Origin of the sequence: Mesorhizobium sp. B2-4-6 (genome assembly GCF_006442775.1) — a bacterium.
Taxonomy (GTDB): domain Bacteria; phylum Pseudomonadota; class Alphaproteobacteria; order Rhizobiales; family Rhizobiaceae; genus Mesorhizobium.
The window spans coordinates 24,124-43,631 of the sequence record NZ_VFVI01000014.1 but is presented as its reverse complement, the minus strand read 5'-3'; the positions used below and the strand labels follow the sequence as shown (position 1 = coordinate 43,631).

At 63.5% G+C, this 19,508-nt stretch carries 18 protein-coding genes, 1 pseudogene and 1 riboswitch; of the genes and pseudogenes, 11 read left to right on the top strand and 8 right to left on the bottom strand.

Annotated elements, in window-relative coordinates:
• Positions 1–10: 10 nt before the first annotated feature.
• Together FJ957_RS26710 and FJ957_RS26705 are read right to left on the bottom strand one after the other, a co-directional pair.
• Positions 11–391: an XRE family transcriptional regulator gene (locus tag FJ957_RS26710; protein WP_140835839.1), complete on the bottom strand. Its 381-nt coding sequence runs from the start codon at positions 389–391 to the stop codon at positions 11–13.
• A complete protein-coding gene (locus tag FJ957_RS26705) occupies positions 391–687 on the bottom strand; it encodes a type II toxin-antitoxin system HigB family toxin (protein WP_140835963.1) in 297 nt (98 codons plus the stop codon). Before FJ957_RS26705 ends, FJ957_RS26710 begins: the two co-directional genes overlap by 1 nt.
• Before the next feature lie 154 nt (positions 688–841).
• On the opposite strand from FJ957_RS26705, the gene FJ957_RS26700 reads away from it, so the two are divergent.
• Positions 842–1,777 carry a bifunctional helix-turn-helix transcriptional regulator/GNAT family N-acetyltransferase gene (locus FJ957_RS26700; RefSeq protein ID WP_140835835.1) on the top strand — a complete coding sequence of 312 codons (936 nt, stop codon included), beginning with the start codon at positions 842–844 and terminating at the stop codon, positions 1,775–1,777.
• A 36-nt stretch (positions 1,778–1,813) separates the two neighbouring features.
• Here FJ957_RS26700 and FJ957_RS26695 read toward each other — a convergent pair whose 3' ends face one another.
• Positions 1,814–2,647, bottom strand: a complete 834-nt coding sequence (locus tag FJ957_RS26695) for an AraC family transcriptional regulator (protein ID WP_140835833.1) — start codon at positions 2,645–2,647, stop codon at positions 1,814–1,816.
• A gap of 233 nt (positions 2,648–2,880) precedes the next feature.
• Positions 2,881–3,087: riboswitch (cobalamin riboswitch) on the top strand.
• Positions 3,088–3,177: 90 nt separating this feature from the next.
• On the opposite strand from FJ957_RS26695, the gene FJ957_RS26690 reads away from it, so the two are divergent.
• From FJ957_RS26690 to FJ957_RS26675, 4 genes are all read left to right on the top strand, one after another.
• A complete protein-coding gene (locus FJ957_RS26690; protein WP_140835962.1) occupies positions 3,178–3,666 on the top strand; it encodes a DUF1636 family protein in 489 nt (162 codons plus the stop codon).
• On the top strand, positions 3,663–4,451 hold the full coding sequence (locus tag FJ957_RS26685; RefSeq protein ID WP_140835832.1) for an ABC transporter ATP-binding protein: 789 nt from the start codon (positions 3,663–3,665) through the stop codon (positions 4,449–4,451). The genes FJ957_RS26690 and FJ957_RS26685 overlap by 4 nt, the downstream gene beginning before the upstream one ends.
• Positions 4,452–4,483: 32 nt before the next feature.
• The gene (locus FJ957_RS26680; protein ID WP_140835830.1) at positions 4,484–5,431 is read left to right on the top strand and encodes an ABC transporter substrate-binding protein; all 948 of its coding nucleotides are present in this window, start codon (positions 4,484–4,486) and stop codon (positions 5,429–5,431) included.
• Between the two features lie 392 nt (positions 5,432–5,823).
• On the top strand, positions 5,824–6,810 hold the full coding sequence (locus tag FJ957_RS26675) for an iron ABC transporter permease (RefSeq protein ID WP_140835828.1): 987 nt from the start codon (positions 5,824–5,826) through the stop codon (positions 6,808–6,810).
• 7 nt (positions 6,811–6,817) lie between these two features.
• Here FJ957_RS26675 and FJ957_RS26670 read toward each other — a convergent pair.
• Positions 6,818–6,997: pseudogene (locus tag FJ957_RS26670) on the bottom strand (phosphatidate cytidylyltransferase); the annotation flags it as partial.
• Between the two features lie 128 nt (positions 6,998–7,125).
• Here FJ957_RS26670 and FJ957_RS26665 point away from each other — a divergent pair.
• The 4 genes from FJ957_RS26665 to FJ957_RS26650 all read left to right on the top strand — a co-directional run bounded on the left by FJ957_RS26665 (position 7,126) and on the right by FJ957_RS26650 (position 11,808).
• Positions 7,126–7,605, top strand: a complete 480-nt coding sequence (locus FJ957_RS26665) for a MarR family transcriptional regulator (RefSeq protein ID WP_140835826.1) — start codon at positions 7,126–7,128, stop codon at positions 7,603–7,605.
• Complete coding sequence (locus FJ957_RS26660) at positions 7,602–8,804, top strand: HlyD family secretion protein (RefSeq protein ID WP_140835821.1); 1,203 nt, start codon at positions 7,602–7,604, stop codon at positions 8,802–8,804. Before FJ957_RS26665 ends, FJ957_RS26660 begins: the two co-directional genes overlap by 4 nt.
• A 411-nt stretch (positions 8,805–9,215) precedes the next feature.
• Positions 9,216–10,748 carry a DHA2 family efflux MFS transporter permease subunit gene (locus FJ957_RS26655; protein ID WP_140835815.1) on the top strand — a complete coding sequence of 511 codons (1,533 nt, stop codon included), beginning with the start codon at positions 9,216–9,218 and terminating at the stop codon, positions 10,746–10,748.
• A 67-nt stretch (positions 10,749–10,815) separates the two neighbouring features.
• Positions 10,816–11,808, top strand: a complete 993-nt coding sequence (locus FJ957_RS26650) for a 2OG-Fe(II) oxygenase family protein (protein ID WP_246685973.1) — start codon at positions 10,816–10,818, stop codon at positions 11,806–11,808.
• A gap of 72 nt (positions 11,809–11,880) precedes the next feature.
• Here FJ957_RS26650 and FJ957_RS26645 read toward each other — a convergent pair whose 3' ends face one another.
• Positions 11,881–12,387 carry a CAP domain-containing protein gene (locus FJ957_RS26645; RefSeq protein WP_140835810.1) on the bottom strand — a complete coding sequence of 169 codons (507 nt, stop codon included), beginning with the start codon at positions 12,385–12,387 and terminating at the stop codon, positions 11,881–11,883.
• Between the two features lie 226 nt (positions 12,388–12,613).
• Here FJ957_RS26645 and FJ957_RS26640 point away from each other — a divergent pair, with 226 nt between their 5' ends.
• A complete protein-coding gene (locus FJ957_RS26640) occupies positions 12,614–13,438 on the top strand; it encodes a DUF2189 domain-containing protein (RefSeq protein WP_140835808.1) in 825 nt (274 codons plus the stop codon).
• A gap of 57 nt (positions 13,439–13,495) precedes the next feature.
• On the opposite strand, the gene FJ957_RS26635 is transcribed toward FJ957_RS26640, so the two are convergent.
• The 3 genes from FJ957_RS26635 to FJ957_RS26625 all read right to left on the bottom strand — a co-directional run bounded on the left by FJ957_RS26635 (position 13,496) and on the right by FJ957_RS26625 (position 18,316).
• Entirely contained in the window at positions 13,496–14,128 is a 633-nt protein-coding gene (locus tag FJ957_RS26635; RefSeq protein WP_140835806.1) for a LysE family translocator, read from the bottom strand.
• Positions 14,129–14,215: 87 nt separating this feature from the next.
• Positions 14,216–16,189 carry a pilus assembly protein gene (locus FJ957_RS26630; RefSeq protein WP_181180724.1) on the bottom strand — a complete coding sequence of 658 codons (1,974 nt, stop codon included), beginning with the start codon at positions 16,187–16,189 and terminating at the stop codon, positions 14,216–14,218.
• Between the two features lie 198 nt (positions 16,190–16,387).
• Positions 16,388–18,316 (bottom strand): pilus assembly protein, encoded by a 1,929-nt coding sequence (locus FJ957_RS26625; protein ID WP_140835802.1) that lies wholly within the window; start codon positions 18,314–18,316, stop codon positions 16,388–16,390.
• Positions 18,317–18,619: 303 nt separating this feature from the next.
• Here FJ957_RS26625 and FJ957_RS26620 point away from each other — a divergent pair, with 303 nt between their 5' ends.
• Entirely contained in the window at positions 18,620–19,480 is an 861-nt protein-coding gene (locus tag FJ957_RS26620) for a TIGR01459 family HAD-type hydrolase (RefSeq protein WP_140835800.1), read from the top strand.
• Positions 19,481–19,508: the final 28 nt, after the last annotated feature.

The following is a 19,508-nucleotide window of genomic DNA, read 5'->3' as shown; positions in this document are numbered from 1 at the left end:
AGCCTCTCTGTCATCCCTTGGCCAAATGGTACGGATGGATCAGTATCTCCGCCGGAATATGCCATTCGCGATTGAGCTTGAATGCCATTTCCAGGGTGAGCGGGCGCTTGCGGCTCAGGATTTCGGAGGCGCGCGAAGCTGAACCCAGCAATTGCACGAGTGCCCCTCGATTGAGGTTGGCCATTTCCATATGGGCGACAATGGCGTCCACGGGGTCGGGCTCCTCGATAGGGTAGTGCTTGGCTTCGTAAGCCTCGACAAGAGCGGCCAGGACATCGAACCGATCGGCCTCAGGGCTGCCAATGGCGGGCTCATTGTCAAAATAGTGAGTGATCTCGGCAATCGCCCAATCGTAATCGGCCTCGGTCTTAATGGGTCGAATGTTTTCCATTACACCTTCTCCACGTCTATCTTGTCGTACTCGGCATGGGTCCCGACGAATTTGATCAGCAGCCTTTTGAATGTGTAGCTGACATGCACAACCAGCCGGTATTTGTTGCCGGCGATGTCGAATACGACGCGGTTGTCGGCTACGAAGTCCACACTCGCGCCAAACTGCGCCTTGACGTCAGCCGATGTTTTCCACTCGATCTTGCTCGAAGCGTTGAACCAAGCGGCAAGCGGCGCCTTGGCCTGTGGGTGTTTCGTCCAGAATGCCACTAGCGTTTTCTTGCTGACGATTTGCATGACCACATATAGACTTTTCCCATATCGGGAACAAGTGCTATTTACCAAAATGGGAAATCTACGGCGCCGCCCCTCGCGACATCGTAAGGTCTGACCTATTCGTTGACTCAGTCAACTAAATGATTGATCCTGTCCAAGACAGGAGGAAATCCCCATGACGATCCACGACCGCCCCGGCAAGGAGCGCATCGACACGGTCCGGTCCTTCAACCGATTCTACACCCGCCAGATCGGCCTGCTCGACGAGGGCCTGTTGAGGAGCCCGTTCTCGCTGACCGAGGCGCGGGTGCTCTATGAGCTTGCGCATCGCGACGGGCTCGTCGCCAGCGACCTGATCCGCGAGCTTGGCCTCGACCCCGGCTATGTCAGCCGTCTTCTCAAGAAATTCGAGGAGCGCGGCCTGGTCGAGCGCGAAGCCACCGAGGCGGATGCGCGCCGCGCCTCGATCGCGCTGACGCCCGCGGGCAGGCAGGCCTTCGCGCCGCTCGACCAGGATTCGCACGACCAGGTGCGGGCGCTGCTCGATCGCCTGGCGCCTGTCGACCAGGAGCGGCTGGTCAAGGCCATGCGCACCGTACAGGAGCTGCTCGGCGACAAACCCGAACCGACGGAAGCCTACATCCTGCGGCCGCTCCAGGTCGGCGACATCGGTTGGATCACGCGCCGCCAGGGCATGCTCTACACGCAGGAGTATGGTTGGGACGGGACCTTCGAGGCGCTGGTCGCCGAGATCCTTGGCGAATTCGTCAAGAAGTTCGATCCGAAGTGGGAGCGTGCCTGGATCGCCGAGCGCGCGGGCGAGGTTGTCGGTTCCGTCTTCGTCGTGCGCAAGTCGCCGGAGGTGGCGAAGCTCAGGCTGCTCTATGTCGAGCCATCGGCGCGCGGCCTTGGCATCGGTGCGCGCCTGGTCGACGAAAGCATCGCCTTCGCGCGCGCCAAGGGCTACAAGACGCTGACCTTATGGACCAATGACATACTGGGCGCGGCCCGCCGCATCTATCAAGCAGTGGGTTTCAAGCTGGTCGACGAGGAACGCCACCATTCGTTCGGCAAGGACCTTGTCGGGCAGACGTGGGATCTGGAACTTTAGCTCTTTGCCTTCTCCCACAAGGTGAAGGGAAGGCGCTCACCCCTTCACCGGCAACCAGATCTCCAACCCGCCATTGCCGGTGCGCGCGTCGAATTCGGGTCCATAGCGCTCGAATTCCGGCGCGTCGGCGATTTCGTGGCCGGATGGCGGCAGCCAGCTGTTCCAGATCGTGTTGATGGTCCGGCGGATGGCCGAGATGTGCTCGCGATGCGAGAACACCGCGTATTTCCGCGCCGGCACCCGCACGCGATAGAAATCCTTCGGCAGATCGGAGAAATCCGTCACCTTGACCCCGACGACATAGTCGAAATTGCCGGCATCGTCGCCATTCGTGCACACGCCGTAGAAGACGCCAGGCACTTCGCCTGGAACGTTGCCGATATAGGGTGCGAAGCGCTGCCATTGCATTGGAATGCCGGCGCTGGTCTCGCAGCTGTAGCGCTCGCCGAGACCGGCGATGAGGAAGGGGCGGCTGGTCTCGAAGCGCGGCGGCTCGAGAGTGGTGAGAAGCGAACTGTCCATCAGAATGGGCTCCACGAGGTCGAGGTTTTGGGTCGAGCCTTGCGCGCGCACCAATTCCGGCGTGGTGCCGAACGCCTCGCGAAAGGCCCGCGTGAAAGCCTCATGCGAGCCGTAGCCGGCATCGAGCGCGACCGAAAGAATATCGGGCGCGCCGCCGGCCAGCTTGCGCGCCGCTTCGCTCAAGCGGCGCGCTCGCATATAACCCATGACCGATCGTCCCGTGGCGGCGCCGAAGGCGCGCGTCACATGGAAGCGCGACACGCCGCTGCTTGCCGCTATTTCGTCGAGGCTGATCGCGTCCGGCAGATGGCTTTCGACAAACCACAGCGCTTTCTCGGTCGGGTTCATGGTTCCTCGCATCTGGCGGGGCGACACTAGTCCCCGCACCGGCGGCCAGTTTGATCGAAATTGCGCTTCGAGCGAAGTCGAATGACGTTGACAAGCCAAGGCAGCGTATTCTATCTGGTAATGTTATTACATATCAAAACGAAGCAGGCGACTTGCGGCACCGACACGAGGATCCCGCCATGTCTTTCGCGCGATGGGCGGACAGAAGCCGTTGCGACTCGCGCGCGGACAACCTACGATGGTTGCGTCATGGTCCTCGAGCCGCAAGGCGAGGGGTGAAAAGGGAACACGGTGAGATCCGGTCTGGATTGAACCCGTGGCTGCCCCCGCAACTGTGAGCGGCGAGTTCCATCCGAAACGCCACTGGCCGGCAAGGCTGGGAAGGCGGATGGCGCAACGACCCGCGAGCCAGGAGACCTGCCATCGACATGAGTTGACCGGACGGGGTGTGCCGGGAGGAGACGCGGGCGCCGGTCTTGTCGGCCGGCTCGTCCAGCATCCTTCCGTCGCCATTTTGGAAAGTGACGGAAATGTTGGACGCCTCGAGAACAATTCCAGGAAAAGTGTGTAGCGGTTTTCCGTCTGGAATTGCGTCAAAACAAAGAGATAGAGCGGTTCGCCGTTTCCGTGAAACGGTGAAACGCTCGAGCCATCGCATCATCGTCTGTTCTCTGTGTCGCGATACCGTGACCGCGTTGAGGTCCGGCGAGGGTTTGTGCGCCGACCTGCGTTCCATGCTTTCCTTGCAGCCGGCGCCTTCCTTTGCCGTCGAGACCATCGACTGCATGGCGGGTTGCGCGCGGCCGCTCACCGTGGCCTTCAAGGCGCAAGGCAAAGCCACCTATCTCTTCGGTTCCATCGACAGGGGCACCGACGCCGGCGCGCTGGTGGAATTTGCCAGGCTCTATGCCTCGCTGCCCGACGGCTGGTGCAATTCCGGCCAGCGCCCGGCAAGGCTCGCCGGCAAGATACTGGCGCGCATCCCCGCCGCGGGTAAGGCCAGGGAGCAAGGCCGGTGAGCGCGCCCCTGCTTGAAGCCCGCGATCTGGGCGCCACGGCAAACGGCCGGACGCTGGTCGAGGATGTCAGCCTGTCGCTGGCGGCGGGTGAGCGCCTCGCCATCATCGGCCCGAACGGCGCCGGCAAGACGACTCTGCTGCGCATGTTGTGCGGGGCGTTGTCGCCGAGCCACGGCGAGGTTCGCCTGGCCGGGCGCCGGCTGGACAGGATCACCGCCGCCGAGCGGGCGCTCCGCATCGCCGTCGTCGGCCAGACGGACCAGCCGGATCCACGGCTGGCGCTCATCGACTATGTCGAGCTTGGCCGCGTCCCGCATGCCGGCCTGAGGCGCCGGCACGACGACCGCGACATCGTCGTCGAAGCACTGCGCCGGACCGGGCTCTTGCCACTGCTCGCGCGCAGCATCGGCTCGCTCTCCGGCGGCGAGCGCCAGCGCGCGCAGCTCGCCCGTGCCATCGCGCAAGAGCCGAAGATCCTGTTCCTCGACGAGCCGACCAACCACCTTGATCCGCGCGCCCGCGCAGAACTGCTCGAACTGGTGGCCGAATTCAGCATGACCGTGGTCGCCGTGCTGCACGATCTCGCCTTGGTGGCGCCCTTCGCCACCAACGTCGCGGTGATGAGCAACGCCCGGCTGCACGCGCTGGCGCCGCCCCGCGAGGCGCTGGCGCAGCCGCATATCCGCGAGGTTTTCGGCATCGACGTGCTGCGCCTGCGGCACCCGACCGAGGACCGCGAGCTCACCGTCTTCGAACTGCCCACGCGCGCTTCCTCGTCATCCTGAGCCTGCCCAACCCAAACAAGGAGCACCACCCCGTGAAACGCCTCGCTTTGTCGTTTGCCTTCTCGCTTCTCGCCTCGGCCGCCTTCGCCTTCCCGGTCACCGTCGACAGCTGCGGCAAGCCGCTCACCTTCGATGCACCGCCAAAACGCGCCGTCATCCAGGACCTCAACATGGCCGAGATGGCCTTCGCGCTGAAGCTGCAGCCGTCGATCGTCGGGCTTACCGGCATCACCGGCTGGTACAAGGTCGGCCCCGAGTTCAAGGCGGAGCAGGGCTCCATCCCGGAGCTGGCGCCAAAATATCCGACGCTGGAGAACCTCGTCGCCGTGCAGCCGGATTTCTTCTTCGCCGGCTGGTACTACGGCATGAAACCGGGCGGCGAGGTCACGCCCGACACGCTCGCCCCGCACGGCATCAAGACGCTGGTGCTGACCGAAAGCTGCGTCCATCTCGACAAGAACCGGCCCGCCGCCTCGATGGACTTGCTCTATGGCGACGTCGAAAAGCTCGGCAAGATCTTCGGCAAGGAGACGGAGGCCGAAAAGCTGGTCGCCCGCTGGAAGGCCGAGCTTGCCGATATCACCGCCAAGGTCGGCGACCGCAAGGGCACGCGCGTGTTCCTCTACGATTCCGGCGAGGACAAGCCCTTCACCGCCGGCAAGTTCGCCATTCCCAACGCCATGATCGCAGCCGCCGGCGGCGAAAACATCATGGCCGACATGGAGACGAGCTGGGGCAACACCGACTGGGAGACGGTCGCCTCGCGCAATCCGCAGTTCCTTATCCTGCTCGATTACCAGGATGGCGGCGGCTACAGGAAGCTGCTCGATTTCCTTAAAGTCCATCCGGCCATGAAGCAGACCGACGCTGTCAGGAACGAGCGCTTCGTCGCGCTGCGCTACGCCGAGCTGACGCCCGGACCCGCCAATATCGAGGCGATCGGCAAGATCGCCAGGGCCATGCATCCGGAAGCGTTTTAGGCCTGGAGTTCTGATGGGGTGGGAATGGCTTCATTGACGGATCGCGTGCCTGTGAATCGACCGCCTTGGAGATTGGCCAAAACACTCGCGACTTCGTCATCCACGGGCGGAGCAAGGAGCGAAGCGACGCGGCGCAGGCCCAAGGATCCATTCCGTAACGCCGAGGCGTTGCCGCTGCTCAGAATTCCGCACCGCGGCACTTCTCGCGCCAGGTCACGGCATGGATTCCAGGGTCTACGCGGTGCTTCGCGCCTGCTTCGCCCTGGAATGATGGGTGGACCGCCCCTTGCGGCATCGACGAAGTCGCGGATGCCTCGGCTAATCCCGAACGCCGGGATCGCGGCGGCAGGTCCCACGCCGTGAATCTGCGCCGCCGATCGTTCGCTTTGGCCATGATGCTTGGCGCTGCGCTGCTGGTCGCGCTCGGGCTGCTTTCGATCGCCTATGGCTCGACGCTGATACCTCTGCGCCAGGTCGTTGGCGCACTGGCGCATGCGGCCGGACTGGGCAGCCAGAGCCCATCCGGCCCGGTCGGCAGCATCGTCGTCGACCTGAGGCTGCCGCGCACGTTGCTGGCGATCGCCGTCGGCGCCGGCCTTGGCGTGGTCGGCGCGCTGCTACAGACGGTCACTCGCAACGACCTCGCCGATCCGTTCCTGTTTGGCCTCTCCTCGGGCGCGGCGGCGGGCGCGGTCTCCGTCATCACCGTATTCGGCGACACGTTCGGCGTCTGGACGCTGCCGCTTGCCGCCTTCACCGGCGGCGTGCTGGCGGCGACGATTGTGCTTCTGCTGGTGTCGCGGGTGAAGGGGCAGGGGCCCGAGCGGCTGATCCTGGCCGGCCTCGCCGTCTCATTTCTATTCACTGCCTTGACCAACTATCTCGTGTTCGCCGGCGACCAGCGCGCCGCCCATTCGGTGTTGTTCTGGACCATGGGCGGGCTCGGTCTTGCCCGCTGGGACAATATCGGCCTGGCGGCGCTTGGCGCTGGCATCATCCTCGCCTATGGCCTGTGGAACCACCGCCGCTTCGATGCTTTCCTCGCCGGCGAAAGCGCCGCCGAGAGCCTTGGCGTGTCGGTGGCGAGGATGCGCCGCGCGACATTCCTCGTCGCCGCCCTGGCGACCGCCATTCTCGTTGCCGTGGCCGGCGTCATCGGCTTCGTCGGCTTGATGATCCCGCATCTCAGCCGGCCGCTCTCCGGCCCCTTGCATCGCAATCTGGTCATCGCCTGCGCGCTGTTCGGCGCCATCCTGCTGTTGGCGAGCGATCTGCTGGCCCGCACGCTTTTGCCACCGCAGGAACTGCCGATCGGCATCATCACCAGCTCGCTCGGCGCGTTCTTCGTCGTCACCTTGCTGATGCGTAACCGGCTCTGACCGGTTATTAAACCGTCCAGAAATGGTGCACGATGTGGAATAAGATCGGCGCAGCGAAGACCAAGCTGTCGGTGCGGTCGAGCATGCCGCCATGACCTTCGATCAGGTGGCCCCAATCCTTGACGCCCTGGTCGCGCTTGATCGCCGAGGCGACGAGTCTGCCGAGAAATCCCATCGTGCAGGCGACGAAGGCATCGGAGCTATCTTCACCGGACGCTAACCATCGACGCATCGGAACCCTGATATCTCGATTTGCCGGCTTCTTGCACAAAGCATCCACTTGAATAGTAAGCACGCTTATTATATGTATCGCTCATGGTTTCAGATGGTATCGACAGATTGGGGTTTTTGATCCACGACGTGCAGCGCCTGATGCGCAAGCGTTTCGAGGTGCGTGCCAGTGGGTTGGGCCTTTCCTCGGCGCAATGGCGGCTGATGGTGCGTGTTGCCAAGGAAGAAGGCATCACCCAGGCGCGGCTGGCCGAGCTGCTCGAAATCGAGCCGATCAGTGTCTCGCGCCTCGTCGACCGCATGGAGGAGGGCGGCTGGATCGAGCGCCGCCAGGACGCCACCGACCGGCGCGTGCGCATGATCTTCCCGACCGACAAGGCGAGCGCCGCTTACGCCGATGTCAAAAGCCTTGCCGGCGAGGTCTATGAGGAGTCGTTGACCGGTGTTTCGCCCGAAGAGCGGCGCATCCTGATCCGGGTGTTGGACACCATCGTGCGGAACCTGACGGACGGCGAGGCATCGTCCCTCGAAAAGATAAAGAGCAGGGAAGGGGCAGCGGCATGAGCGCGGTAGCCAAGCGGGAAGACGACAACGTCACGAAGCTGGGTGCGCCGGCGCAGCCGGTCGCTGAGGCGCCCGCACAGCCGGCGGCCACTCCGGTCGCGGTGGCGCCTGCGCCTCAGCCGGCCCCGGTCGCGCCGAAGAAGAAGCGTCGCCCCGGTCGCTTCCTGTTGATGGTCGCGCTGCCGCTGGCCCTGCTCGTCGGCGGCGCGTATGTCTGGGTGACAGGTGGGCGCTATCAGGAAACCGAGAACGCCAACCTGCAGCAGGCCAGGATTTCGGTCGCTTCCGACACGGCCGGTCGTATCGTCCAGGTCGGCATTGCCGACAACCAGATGGTCAAGCAGGGCGACCTTCTCTTCGTCATCGATCCCGAGCCTTACAGGATCGCGCTGGCCCAGGCCGATGCGGCGGTCGCCGCCGCGCGCCTCAACGTCGAGCAGCTGCGCGCCGCCTACAGCCAGGCGACGGCGCAGGAAAAATCCGCCTCCAGCGAAGTCGACTATGCGCAGTCGCAATATGGCCGCGCCGCCGATCTCGCGCAGAAGGGCATCAACGCCAAGTCCTCGCTCGACCAGGCCCGCAACGACCTCGACAAGGCCAAGCAGCAGCTGGCCGTCGCGGAGCAGGGCATCGTCAGCGCCAAGGCGGCGCTCGGCGGCAATCCGGACATCGAGACCGACAAGCATCCGACCGTGATGGCGGCCTTGGCCACGCGCGACAAGGCCGCCTACGATCTGGCGCAGACGACGGTGAAGGCGCCGGCCGACGGCGTCATCTACCAGGCCGCGTCCTTCAAGGTCGGCCAGTATGTCTCCGTCGGCACGCCGCTGTTCGCGCTGGTCGAGACCGGCGACACCTGGATCGACGCCAATTTCAAGGAAACCCAGCTCACCAACATGAAGCCGGGCCAGAAGGCCGAGATCGTCGTCGACACCTATCCGGGCCGCACCTTCGAGGCGATCGTCAAGGCGATCGGCGCCGGCACGGGCGCGGAGTTTTCGCTGCTGCCCGCGCAAAATGCCACCGGCAACTGGGTCAAGGTCACGCAGCGCATTCCCGTGCGCCTGGAACTGACCGATCCCGATGCCAAAATGGCGCTGCGCACCGGCATGAGCGCCACCGTCACCGTCGACACCGGCGTGGCGCGCGGCCTACCGTCGATCTTCGGCCACGCCGCGGCAGGGGAGCACGCGCAGTAACGACAGCGAGGCCCGTCGCGACGCGGCGGGCATTGAGGGGATTGGTCTGATGGGAGGAGTGACAAGGATCAGCGAGGCAAGCCGCATCGCGGCTGGTCCGAAAGCCGAGGCCTCGTCGCGGACCCGTCGGTCCTCAGGTTTCCGGGCGGCAGCAATCCGCTCTGCCAGAGACTTTCAGTCGATGTAACCCCCACATCGATAATCGCGTCCCACCGCGATGAAGGTCTCTCAACGGAAGGCTTTGCCGCCCGGAAACCTAGAGCCGGATGATTTCAGGTCTGTTCGACCTGAAATCTGAATCCGCCTCTAAATCAAAGAGATAGAGCATGATGTCGTCCGAAAACCGCTTCACACTTTTCGGCATCATGCTCTAGTCTACACGTTTTTGTTACCTGCTGGAAGTTCAGCACCATGAGCACGCCCGAAGCCTTCAAGGAAGTGCCGCATCGCGGACTGATCACGGTCGCGCTGATGCTGGCGACGATCATGCAGGCGCTCGACACCACGATCGCCAATGTCGCGCTGCCGACCATGACAGGCGACCTCGGCGCGTCGCCCGACAACATCAACTGGGTGCTGACCTCCTATATCGTGGCCGCGGCGATCATGACGCCGGTTACCGGCTGGCTTGCCGACCGGCTTGGCCGCAAGGAGCTGTTCCTCGCCTCCGTTGTCGGCTTCACCATCTTCTCCATGCTCTGCGGCCTTGCCTGGAGTCTCGAGACGATGGTGCTCTTCCGGCTGCTGCAGGGCGTGTTCGGCGCGGCCATCGTGCCGCTGTCGCAGACCTTCCTGCTCGACATCAACCCGAAGGAGCGCCATGGCCAGGCGATGGCGATCTGGGGCGCCGGCATCATGCTTGGGCCGATCCTGGGGCCGACGCTCGGCGGCTGGCTGACGGAAAACTTCAACTGGCGCTGGGTGTTCTTCATCAACCTGCCGGTCGGCATCCTCGCCTTCCTCGGCATGGCCGCCTATCTGCCCGTCGTCGCCAAGCGCATGCGCGGCTTCGACTTCTTCGGCTTCGCCATGCTGTCGATCGGCGTCGGCGCACTGCAGCTTCTGCTCGACCGCGGCGGCGAGGTCGACTGGTTCAACTCGGCCGAGATCTGGATCGAGCTCGCTCTGTCGCTCACCGGCTTCTGGGTGTTCATCATCCACACGGTGACGTCAGAGCATCCCTTCATCGATCCAAAAATCTTCCTCGACCGCAATTTCGTGACCGGGCTGGGCTTCATCTTCATCATGGGCGTGCTGATCCTGGCTTCGATGTCGCTGTTGCCGCCGATGCTTGCCAATATCTTCGGCTACCCGACCGTGACCATCGGCGTCGTGCTGGGTCCGCGCGGCATCGGCACGATGATTTCGATGCTGGTCGTCGGCCGCATCATGCACAGGATCGATGCCAGGATCCTCGTCGCCATCGGCTTCCTGCTCACCGCGCAGTCGCTCTATACGATGGCGAGTTTCACGCCGCAGATGGACAATTGGCTGATCATCTCTTCGGGTGTCGTCCAGGGTCTCGGCATGGGCATGGTGTTCGTGCCGCTGTCGACGGTCGCCTTCGCCACGCTCGACGCGCGCTACCGCACCGACGCCACCTCGCTGTTCAGCCTGGTGCGCAATCTGGGCTCGTCCATCGGCGTATCGGTGGTCGCGGCGCTGATGGTGCGCAACACCCAGATCAACCACACCGAGCTTTCGGCCTTCATCAACCCGTACAACCCGAACCTGTGGGCCGCGTCTCCGGCGGCGGCCGCCGGCGATCCCGCAGCGCTTTCGCAGGTCGACCGTGCCGTGAATGTCCAGGCGATGATGATCTCCTACATCAACGACTTCAAAATCCTGATGGTGATGACGCTGGTCGCGATTCCATTCGTTATCCTGCTGCGCAAGCCGAAAGCGGCGCCGGCGGGTGGGACGCCCGCAGCCCATATGGACTAGGACCGCCACGCCGGCTGGTCCTAGATCACAGCCGGCAGACTGCACCATTCGGGCATTGAGCGGTTGGATGAGCGCGATGCAAAACCCGTCATTTCCCGTATTCGATCTCGGACGATTCGAGGCCGCGAGCGCCACGCAGAAAAAGGCGCTCGGCCGCGAGGTCGATCGCATCTGTCGCGGCACCGGCTTCCTGGCGGTCACGAACCACGGCGTTCCGCAGGCTGTGATCGACGCCGCATGGTCGAAGGCGAAGGCCTTCTTCGACCTGCCACCTGAGGAAAAGCAACGCTCGAAGGCGCCGTATAAGGGTTATCCGTATGGATATCTCGGCCCCGAACTCGAGGCATTGGCGAAATCCCGCAACGTCGACACACCGCCAGACTTGAAGGAGAGCTTCAACGGCGGGCCTCTCAGCGTCCCTCCGGGCATCGAGGACCCGGAGGCGCTGGCCTTCTGCTATGCCGAGACGATCTGGCCGGCCGAGCCCGCCGGCTTCGTCGAAGCCTGGAAAGCCTATTACGCGGCTCTGGAAGATCTGGCGCTGCGCATCATGCGGGTCTTCGCCACCGCGCTCGGCCTGCCGGAAACCTATTTCGATCCCTTCCTCGATGCGCCGATCAGCGCGCTGAGGGCGCTGAACTATCCCGAGCAGCATGTCGCGCCGCAGCCCGGCCAGGTCCGCGCCGGCGCCCATACCGACTATGGCAGCCTCACCATCCTGCTGCCGCAGCCAGGGTCGCGCGGACTTCAGATCGTCACGCCGGACGGCGAATGGGCGGAGGTGCCACCGATCCCCGGCGCCTTCGTCATCAACATCGGCGACCTGATGGCGCGCTGGACCAACGACCGCTGGGTGTCGACCGTGCATCGCGTCGTCAACCCGCCGGCGCAGCAGGGCGGCAAGGATCGCCGGCAGTCCATGGCCTTCTTCCACCAGCCGAACTGGAACGCCGAGATCACGGTTCTGGGCGCATGCCTGGCCGAGGGCGAGGCGCCGAAATACGGGCCGGTGCGCTCCGGTCCCTACCTGATGGGCAAGTTCAAGGCGACGACGAAGTGAAGTAATGCATGCCGCCCAAAAGTGCGTAGCGGTTTTGGGATAACGATATGCGCCAAACAAGAAGGCCGGCGGTTAGCGGCCCAGCACCAACGCCCAATAGCGCAGCGCCGGATCTCGGCCGTCGCGCACGTAAGCCAGCCCGAAACGGCTGAAGTCCGGATCGAGCATGTTGCGACGGTGGCCGGTCGAGTGCATCCAGATGTCGAACAATTTTTGCTGATCGAAGCGGCCTTCGGCGATGTTTTCGGCCGCAGCACCACGCACGCCATTGTCCTTCATGCGCGAGGCGAAATCCTTGCCCCAGCCGGTGGTGTGGCTCATGCGCTCGCGCGAGGCCATGTAACCGGCCTGCTGCAGCGCCGCCTGCTCGAGCTGCGTGTCAGGGGCCAGCGCCGGCAGCCCGGCCGAGGCGCGAAGACCGGCCAGTGTCGCCGTGGCGGACGAAGAGACGCCGGCGCCTTCGCCGGTCGGCACCGTGACGGTGCTGCAGGCGGCGATGCCGGCAAGCGCCGCTAGGCCGGCGGTTGCGAGCAACGTGCGGCGGTTGAGATCGGGGAAGGCTGTGATCGAGGTGTTCATCCGGCCTCTGATAAGGGCGATCGTGGCTTTTGCCGGGCAGCCGATGAAAATCGCGTGAAGCGGCGACTTTTCCCGGAAGATCGATTATGATGCGGTCGTTCTTGAAGTGGCAGCCACGGGCGGCCACCGCAGGCGGTGACCGACCCGCGTTGATCTGGCGCATGATTGCTTTGGCGAGAACCTTCCGGTTTTCGGGAGCTCGTGCACTGACAAACGGAGGACGGTTATGGCCGGTTTTCATGTCATGGCGGACGCGTACGGGATGCATGCGCAGCCCACGGTGCGCCATATCTCCACCTCGGACCTCTGGGATGCGCTGAAGCTCGGCGCCGAGGATTTCTGGGCCAAGCCCTCGCATTATGTGTTCCTGTGCCTGGTCTATCCGATCGTCGGCTTGATCCTGACGCAATGGACCTCGGGCTCGAACGCCATCCAACTCGTCTATCCGTTGATGTCGGGTTTCGCGCTGATCGGCCCGTTCGCGGCCATCGGCCTTTATGAGATCAGCCGCCGGCGCGAGCTCGGCATGAACACCCATTGGCGGCACGCGCTCGATGTCCGCCATTCGCCGGCGCTGCCGTCGATCGCGGTCATCGGCATCCTGCTCTTCGCGCTGTTCCTTTTGTGGCTGTTCACCGCGCAGTCGCTCTACACCAGCCTGTTCGGCGCCGAGCCGCCCGCCTCGGTCGGCGCCTTTGTGCGCGACGTGCTGACGACCGGCAAGGGCTGGACGCTGATCCTCGTCGGCAACGCCGTCGGTTTCGTTTTCGCCGTTGTCGTTTTGGCCACCACCGTCATTGCCTTTCCGCTGCTGCTTGACCGCGACGTCGGCGCCGTCTCGGCGATCGAAACCTCGGCCCGCGCGGTGATGGCAAATCCGCTGACGATGGCGCTCTGGGGCCTGACGGTCGCCGTGTTGCTGGTGGTCGGCTCGATCCCGCTGTTTGCCGGGCTTGCCGTTGTCATGCCGATCCTCGGCCACGCGACCTGGCATCTCTACCGCAAGGTGGTCGAGCCGGAGCAGATCCGGCCTGTGCGGCGGCCGATGTAAGTTCAGGTTGTGTTGAGATTCAGGTCAGGCCGGCCTCACCTGAATATCAATGCTACCTTATCTTTGCGCTTCGGTCGCCATCCTCAAGGCCAGCGCCGTCAGCACCGTGCCCATCATCCAGCGCTGCACGACCAGCCAGAACGGCCGTCCGGCGAGGAAGGTCGCGATTGAGCCGGCCGTTAGGGCGATGATGGCGTTGACGGTGAGGCTGATCGAAATCTGCGTCACGCCGAGCACCAGAAGCTGCGACAGGACATGGCCCTTGGCCGGATTGATGAACTGCGGCAGCAACGACAGATAGAGCACGGCTACTTTCGGATTGAGCAGGTTGGTCATCAGCCCCATGACGAAAAGCTTACGCGGCCTGTCTCTCGGCAACTCGCGGACCTGGAAGGGCGAGCGCCCGCCGGGCTTCAGCGCCTGCCAGGCGAGCCATAAGAGATAGAGCGCGCCGGCGAAGCGAAGCGCGTCGTAAGCGTAAGGCACGGCGAAGATGAGCGCGGTGATGCCGAAGGCCGCCGACACCACGTAGAACAGGAAGCCCAGCGCCACGCCGCCGAGCGAGATCAGCCCGGCTTTTGGCCCTTGCGACAGCGAGCGCGAGATCAGGTAGATCATGTTCGGCCCCGGCGTGAGCACCATGCCGAGGCAGATCAGCGCGAAAGTGAGGTGATTGGCGGCGTCGGGCATCGCAGTCTCCGGAAAGTGCCCGAGATGTGCGCCGCTTCGCGGGAACTCGCAAGGGGTTGGCGGTTGGTACCGTTGCGCCAGCGCGCCTTATCCGACCACGCGCAGGTTCGACAATTCGTTGGCGATTTCCTTGAAATTGTCGGAGAGCGTTGCGCCGGTGGCGTTCCAGAACAGCTTGGCCGGTTTGCTGGGGTCGGCCGGATCCTTGCGGAAGCGGGAATCGGAAGAGCAGGCCTTCAGTGCGGCCATCGCCTTCTGGTCGGTTGAACTGGTCGACGACATGTCTAGCGCCACCGTCATCACCATGATCTTGGCCGCCTTGGCGTTGTCGCACAGCTTCGCCATCTGCTCGTTCATCGCCGCGGTGTAGTTGCTCGACGAGTAGTTGAACTGGCCGATGGCGCTCGACGTGCCGCCGAACAGGCGGGTGACCGAGGTGCCGTTATAGCCGACGCCGGTATAGCCGTAGGCGGCATAGGTCGACTTGTTGCCGGCCGGGTCGGAATTGACCGTCGAATAGGTGTTCTCGCCGTCGGTGAGAACGATGACGACCTTGTCGTTGCCGCGCTCGGATTCCGGACGGCCTTCGGTAAAGGGTTCGGCGCTCGATACGGTGCGCCAGCCCCAGGCCGTGCCTTCGGGCACATTGGTGTTGCCGTTGGGTTGCATCAGGTCGATCGCCGCCTTGATGGCCGCAAGCCCGTCCGCATTGGTGACGTCGGTGAGCGGCGTGATCGGCGTGGTGGTGCAGCTGTAGTTCGGGCCGGCGCCCTTCGACAGCACCGGCGCATTGATCGGCCGGGGCATGAAATACTTGGCCATGTTCGACTGCCTGGCCTTGCCGGTGGTGCTCGACGGGTCGTCGTTCCACCAGCTGTTGGCCGCGCCATAGGTTACCGGCCTCGGCTCATCCGGGTCCTGCGTCACGTACCAGTGATTGCCGGGTTCGTCCGGAGCGAACATCGGCACGAACATCGTCGCGGGGTCTCCGACGCCAATACCGGTGTTGTTAGGGCCGCCGGATGCCGGTGTGTCGTCGGCATTGTAAGGATAAGGCCGGACCTCGACGCAGCCCTGCCAACTGGCGAACGGCCCGTAAGTGTCGACATAGTCATATTCGTCGTGGCTGTGCTTGCACGTGTGGTTGTCGCGATATTCGTCGCAGACGACGCGCTTGCTGCCAGCGATACGTTCGTGGCTGGTGACGACCTTCATGTCCCGATAGAGCTCGAAGCGGGTCAATATCTGGCCTTCCTCCGTGCCCCAGCCGGCACCCTTTTTATACCACATCCCGTTGGTTTTCTGGGCGTACTTGTCCGGCGCATTCAGCGTCGACCAGTCGAAATTCTCATTGGCGACCGGCGACAGCCCGTAGGTGTCCATCCACGCGGCGTTGTCGTTGTTCGGCCCGACATTGACGGACGCCGCGAAGGGCACGAGACTGAACTGGACCGGCTTGTCGATCTGCTTGATCTGCGATGCCTGCTGCGCCAGCGTGTCGACAAGCTGCTTGGCGGCCTGCTTGAGCAGGTCGATGCGCTTCTGTCCCGTGCCTGTGCCGGGCGTTGTCATGGAGCCCGAATTGTCGAGCACCATCGCCACTTCCAGCGTGTTCTTCAACCGCACCTGGGAGTCCATGTCGAGGTTGATCGACTTGTTCGCATCGACCGTGGATGCGCCGACGAGCAGCGAGGAGGACGGATAAAAATAAGGGTGGTAGTTCAGCGTCGCGCTCATGGTGAGCAGGCCGCCGCCGGCCTGGCTGGTGGGCAGCGTGATATTGAGCGAGATGTTGGCGGGATCGATGTTGTTCAGGTTGGCGTTGAAGAAGTCGACCGCGTAGGCTCTGATCTGATCGTCCGTGGCGCCTTCGGCAAGCCGCCGCGCCGCAGCGAAATTGGCGGCGTCGAGCGCGTTCAACACCATCTGCTTCTGGCGGTTGAGCTCGCTGAAGTCGACCGCCATCGCCACCGCCCCCATCAGCGGCACCATGGCGATTGCCGTCATGAGCGCATAGTTTCCGCGCCGGTCGCGGCAGAAGTGACGCCAGAATTCACGCATTTCAGGTAAGCGGCCCCCGCGCCGACGGATTTTCTGTCGGTCACACTTCCACAAAACGCTGAAGGACCGGTTTGGTAAACCACTCGATTGCTTAACGGCGACTTCACTTACCGCTAACCAAACCGGTTGCCATGGTATGGCCCCACGGTGAAAAACGCCCGCCTCGCGGCGGGCGTCGTCGATCGTCTGCCGTGCCGTTTAGCTGACGATACGCAGGTTCGACAGCTCGTTGCCGATGGCCTTGAAATCGTCCGACAGCGTGGCGCCGGTCGAGTTCCAGAACAGCTTCGCCGGCTTGGTCGGGTCGGTCGGATCCTTCCTGAAACGCGAGCCCGACGAGCAGGTCTTCAGGGCTGCCATCTGTGCCGCCTCGGCCGTGTTGCTGGAATCGAGGTCGAGCGCGATGGTCATGACGATGATATTGGCCGCCTTGGCGTTGTCGCACAGCGTGGCGAAATGCTCGCTCATCGCCTTGGTGTAGTTGGCGTTCGAATAATCGGTCTTGCTGACATTGGTGCTGGTGCCGAGGAATGGTCGGCCATAGGTGTAGGTGCTCCCGAACGGCTTGGTCTGGCTGCCATATGCAAGATAGCCCAGGGAGGAATAGATGGCCTTGTTGCCGGCAAGGTCGTTGCCGCCGCTGTTGTAGTTCGAGCCTGAATAGCTCTGCGCGATCACCGATGTCGGCGTGTAATAGGTATTAGCGCCGTCGGTGAGCACGATCAGCACCTTGTCGTTGCCTTTTTCCGTCTCCGCTCGGCCTTCGGTGAAGGGCGGGGTGCTGGAAAGCGTGCGCCAGCCCCAGGCCATGCCTTCCGGGACGTTGGTAGCACCGACATCGACCATGGCGTCGATCGCGTTCTTGACCGTGGTGGCGCCGGTCGAGGTCGAAACATCGGTCAGCGGCGTGATCGCGGTCGTGCTGCAACTGGTGTTGGGGCCGGCATTGATGCCATAGGCAGGGGTGACCTTGGTGCCGTAGTTGAAATATTTCGGCATGTATTTCTGGCGCGTCGGGTTGTCGGTGCTCGGCGTGACGTCGAGGTGCCAGTTGTTGTTTGCCGGCCGGGAGTTGCTGTCGGTATTGTCGGTTTCGTCAGGCGCGAACATCGGCACGAACAGTGTCGCCGGCGTCGAGGTCGAGGCGGCCGTATCCTGGATGTTATAAGGATAGGGACGGGACTCGACGCAGCCGCCCCAAGTCGCTATCGGGGCGTAGGTTATGTTGGACGTGCAAACGTTGTTCCAGTCTTTGGTGCACGCCGAAATCCGCTGCATCCATTTGTAAAGCGAGAAACGCGTCAGCGCCTTGTCTTTCTGGGAGACGTCCCAATCGGTGCCGCGCGCATACCAGATGCTGCCGACCTTCTCGACATATCTCTGTGGCCAGGGCGAATTTGCCTGGGTCATTGTCGTCCAGTCGAAATTTTCGTGCTGGATGGGCGAGATGCCGTCCTGGTCCATCCAGGTCGCACCGGCGTTCGCCGAGCCGATATTGACCGAGGCAGCGAACGGAACCAGGCTGAACTGAACCGGCTTGGAAACCTGCTTCATCAGCTGCGCCTGGCCGGCCAGCTGATCGACCAGCTGTTTGGCGGCACTCTTCAGGAGGTCGAACCGCACCTGGCTCGAGCCGTGGCCGAGCTCGGTCATCGAGCCCGAATTGTCGAGCACCAGCGAGACTTCCAACGTGTTCTTGAGGCGAATTTCGGACCTGGCCGAGAAGTTGAGGTCCGTTTGGCCCAGGGTTCCACCAAGCAACGCGACCGCGGCCGGCAGGAAATAAGGCTTGTATTTCAGGGCGGCCTCGAGCACCAGCGTGCCGCCGCCCGCATTGTTGTTCGGCAGGGTAACCGTCAGTGTCGTGTTCGCCGGAAGGACGTGCCTGAGATTGGCCTCGAAGAAGGTCTTGGCATAGGCCTTGGCGTCGCTATCGCTGGCGCCGCCGACGATCTGCTGTGCCGTCGCGATACCAGCGGCGTCCAGCGCGTTCAGCGTCTCCTGCCGTTCCCGCACCAGTTCGGCATAGTCGATGGCAACCGCGACGCCGCCCATCAGCGGTATCATCGTGATGGCCGTCATCAAGGCGTAGTTTCCTCGCCTGTCGTGAAAAAAATCGCGGATCATTGTGCTTACCCTCGCCAAGGATCCATGTTGGAGTACGACCATGGTCGCAGTTGGTATGGTACTATGGTCATAAATCGTTAAATTTCAGCTTTCGCGAAACTATCAAGAACGCGGCCCTCTTTGACTGCGCGTTAACCCTGTGCAACCGGCGGTCCGCCCATGGCGGATATCCGGTGCCCGTCCGCGCTTGACGGAAGGGCAGGTCGGGAAAGCTGGTGACAGGATGAGGCGCTTCGGCTATGCGGGGCCGACCGCGGCGGCCTTCAGCGCGACGCGGTTCATGATCGAAATCAGGGACACGGCATGGCGGATTCGCCTGACATCATCGCTTCGCTCGACGATCTGGCGGGGCGCTACGCCGCCATACTGTGCGACGTATGGGGCGTCGTGCACAACGGCGAATGGCATTTTCCGGCTGCTGCCGCCGCGCTTGCAAGGGCGCGCGCGGCGGATGTGCCAGTCGTGCTCATCACCAATTCGCCGCGTCGCAGCGCCGACGTCGTCGCCCAGATGAAGGTGATCGGCGTCCCTGACGATGCCTGCGACCGGGTCGTCACGTCCGGCGACGTGACCCGCGACCTGATCGCCGAAGGACCCAGGAAGATCTTTCACATCGGTCCCGAGCGCGATTTCACGCTCTATGACGGGCTCGACGTCGATCTGGTCGAGGAATTCGAGGCCTCGGGCATTGTCTGCACGGGCCTCTATGACGACGAGGTCGAGAAGCCCGCCGACTATGCCGAACTGCTGCGGCGGCTGCGTGCCCGCAATCTGCCGTTCATTTGCGCCAATCCGGATATCCTGGTGGAGCGCGGCGAGCGAACCATCTGGTGCGCCGGCGCGCTCGCGCGGGATTACGCGCAATTGGGCGGGCGCACGCTGATTGCCGGCAAGCCCTTCGCGCCGATCTACGATGTCGCCATGAAGGAGGTCGCCGGCCTTCTCGGCCACGCCGTCGAGCGCAGCGAGGTTCTCGCCATCGGCGACGGCATGATGACCGATGTCAAGGGCGCGGCAGACAACGGCTTCGACGTGCTCTATGTCTCCGGCGGCATCCACGCTCGTGACTATGGCGATCCGCTCCGCCCCGACCCCGCAAGGCTGGCTGGCTTCCTTGAAAAGCACGGCTACCGGACGGTCGCCGTCATTCCGCGTCTGCAATAGGTTGGTGGTCTGGCCATGGCGGACGCCT

Bases quoted from the DNA above. Each gene is read 5' to 3' on its own strand.
- FJ957_RS26620 (WP_140835800.1), top strand. From the start codon at position 18,620: ATGGCGGATTCGCCTGACATCATCGCTTCGCTCGACGATCTGGCGGGG.
- FJ957_RS26695 (WP_140835833.1), bottom strand. From the start codon at position 2,647: ATGAACCCGACCGAGAAAGCGCTGTGGTTTGTCGAAAGCCATCTGCCG.
- FJ957_RS26655 (WP_140835815.1), top strand. From the start codon at position 9,216: ATGAGCACGCCCGAAGCCTTCAAGGAAGTGCCGCATCGCGGACTGATC.
- FJ957_RS26640 (WP_140835808.1), top strand. From the start codon at position 12,614: ATGGCCGGTTTTCATGTCATGGCGGACGCGTACGGGATGCATGCGCAG.
- FJ957_RS26630 (WP_181180724.1), bottom strand. From the start codon at position 16,189: ATGCGTGAATTCTGGCGTCACTTCTGCCGCGACCGGCGCGGAAACTAT.
- FJ957_RS26690 (WP_140835962.1), top strand. From the start codon at position 3,178: ATGTTGGACGCCTCGAGAACAATTCCAGGAAAAGTGTGTAGCGGTTTT.
- FJ957_RS26625 (WP_140835802.1), bottom strand. From the start codon at position 18,316: ATGATCCGCGATTTTTTTCACGACAGGCGAGGAAACTACGCCTTGATG.
- FJ957_RS26700 (WP_140835835.1), top strand. From the start codon at position 842: ATGACGATCCACGACCGCCCCGGCAAGGAGCGCATCGACACGGTCCGG.
- FJ957_RS26650 (WP_246685973.1), top strand. From the start codon at position 10,816: ATGAGCGCGATGCAAAACCCGTCATTTCCCGTATTCGATCTCGGACGA.
- FJ957_RS26635 (WP_140835806.1), bottom strand. From the start codon at position 14,128: ATGCCCGACGCCGCCAATCACCTCACTTTCGCGCTGATCTGCCTCGGC.
- FJ957_RS26705 (WP_140835963.1), bottom strand. From the start codon at position 687: ATGCAAATCGTCAGCAAGAAAACGCTAGTGGCATTCTGGACGAAACAC.
- FJ957_RS26710 (WP_140835839.1), bottom strand. From the start codon at position 391: ATGGAAAACATTCGACCCATTAAGACCGAGGCCGATTACGATTGGGCG.
- FJ957_RS26645 (WP_140835810.1), bottom strand. From the start codon at position 12,387: ATGAACACCTCGATCACAGCCTTCCCCGATCTCAACCGCCGCACGTTG.
- FJ957_RS26675 (WP_140835828.1), top strand. From the start codon at position 5,824: ATGATGCTTGGCGCTGCGCTGCTGGTCGCGCTCGGGCTGCTTTCGATC.
- FJ957_RS26665 (WP_140835826.1), top strand. From the start codon at position 7,126: ATGGTTTCAGATGGTATCGACAGATTGGGGTTTTTGATCCACGACGTG.
- FJ957_RS26660 (WP_140835821.1), top strand. From the start codon at position 7,602: ATGAGCGCGGTAGCCAAGCGGGAAGACGACAACGTCACGAAGCTGGGT.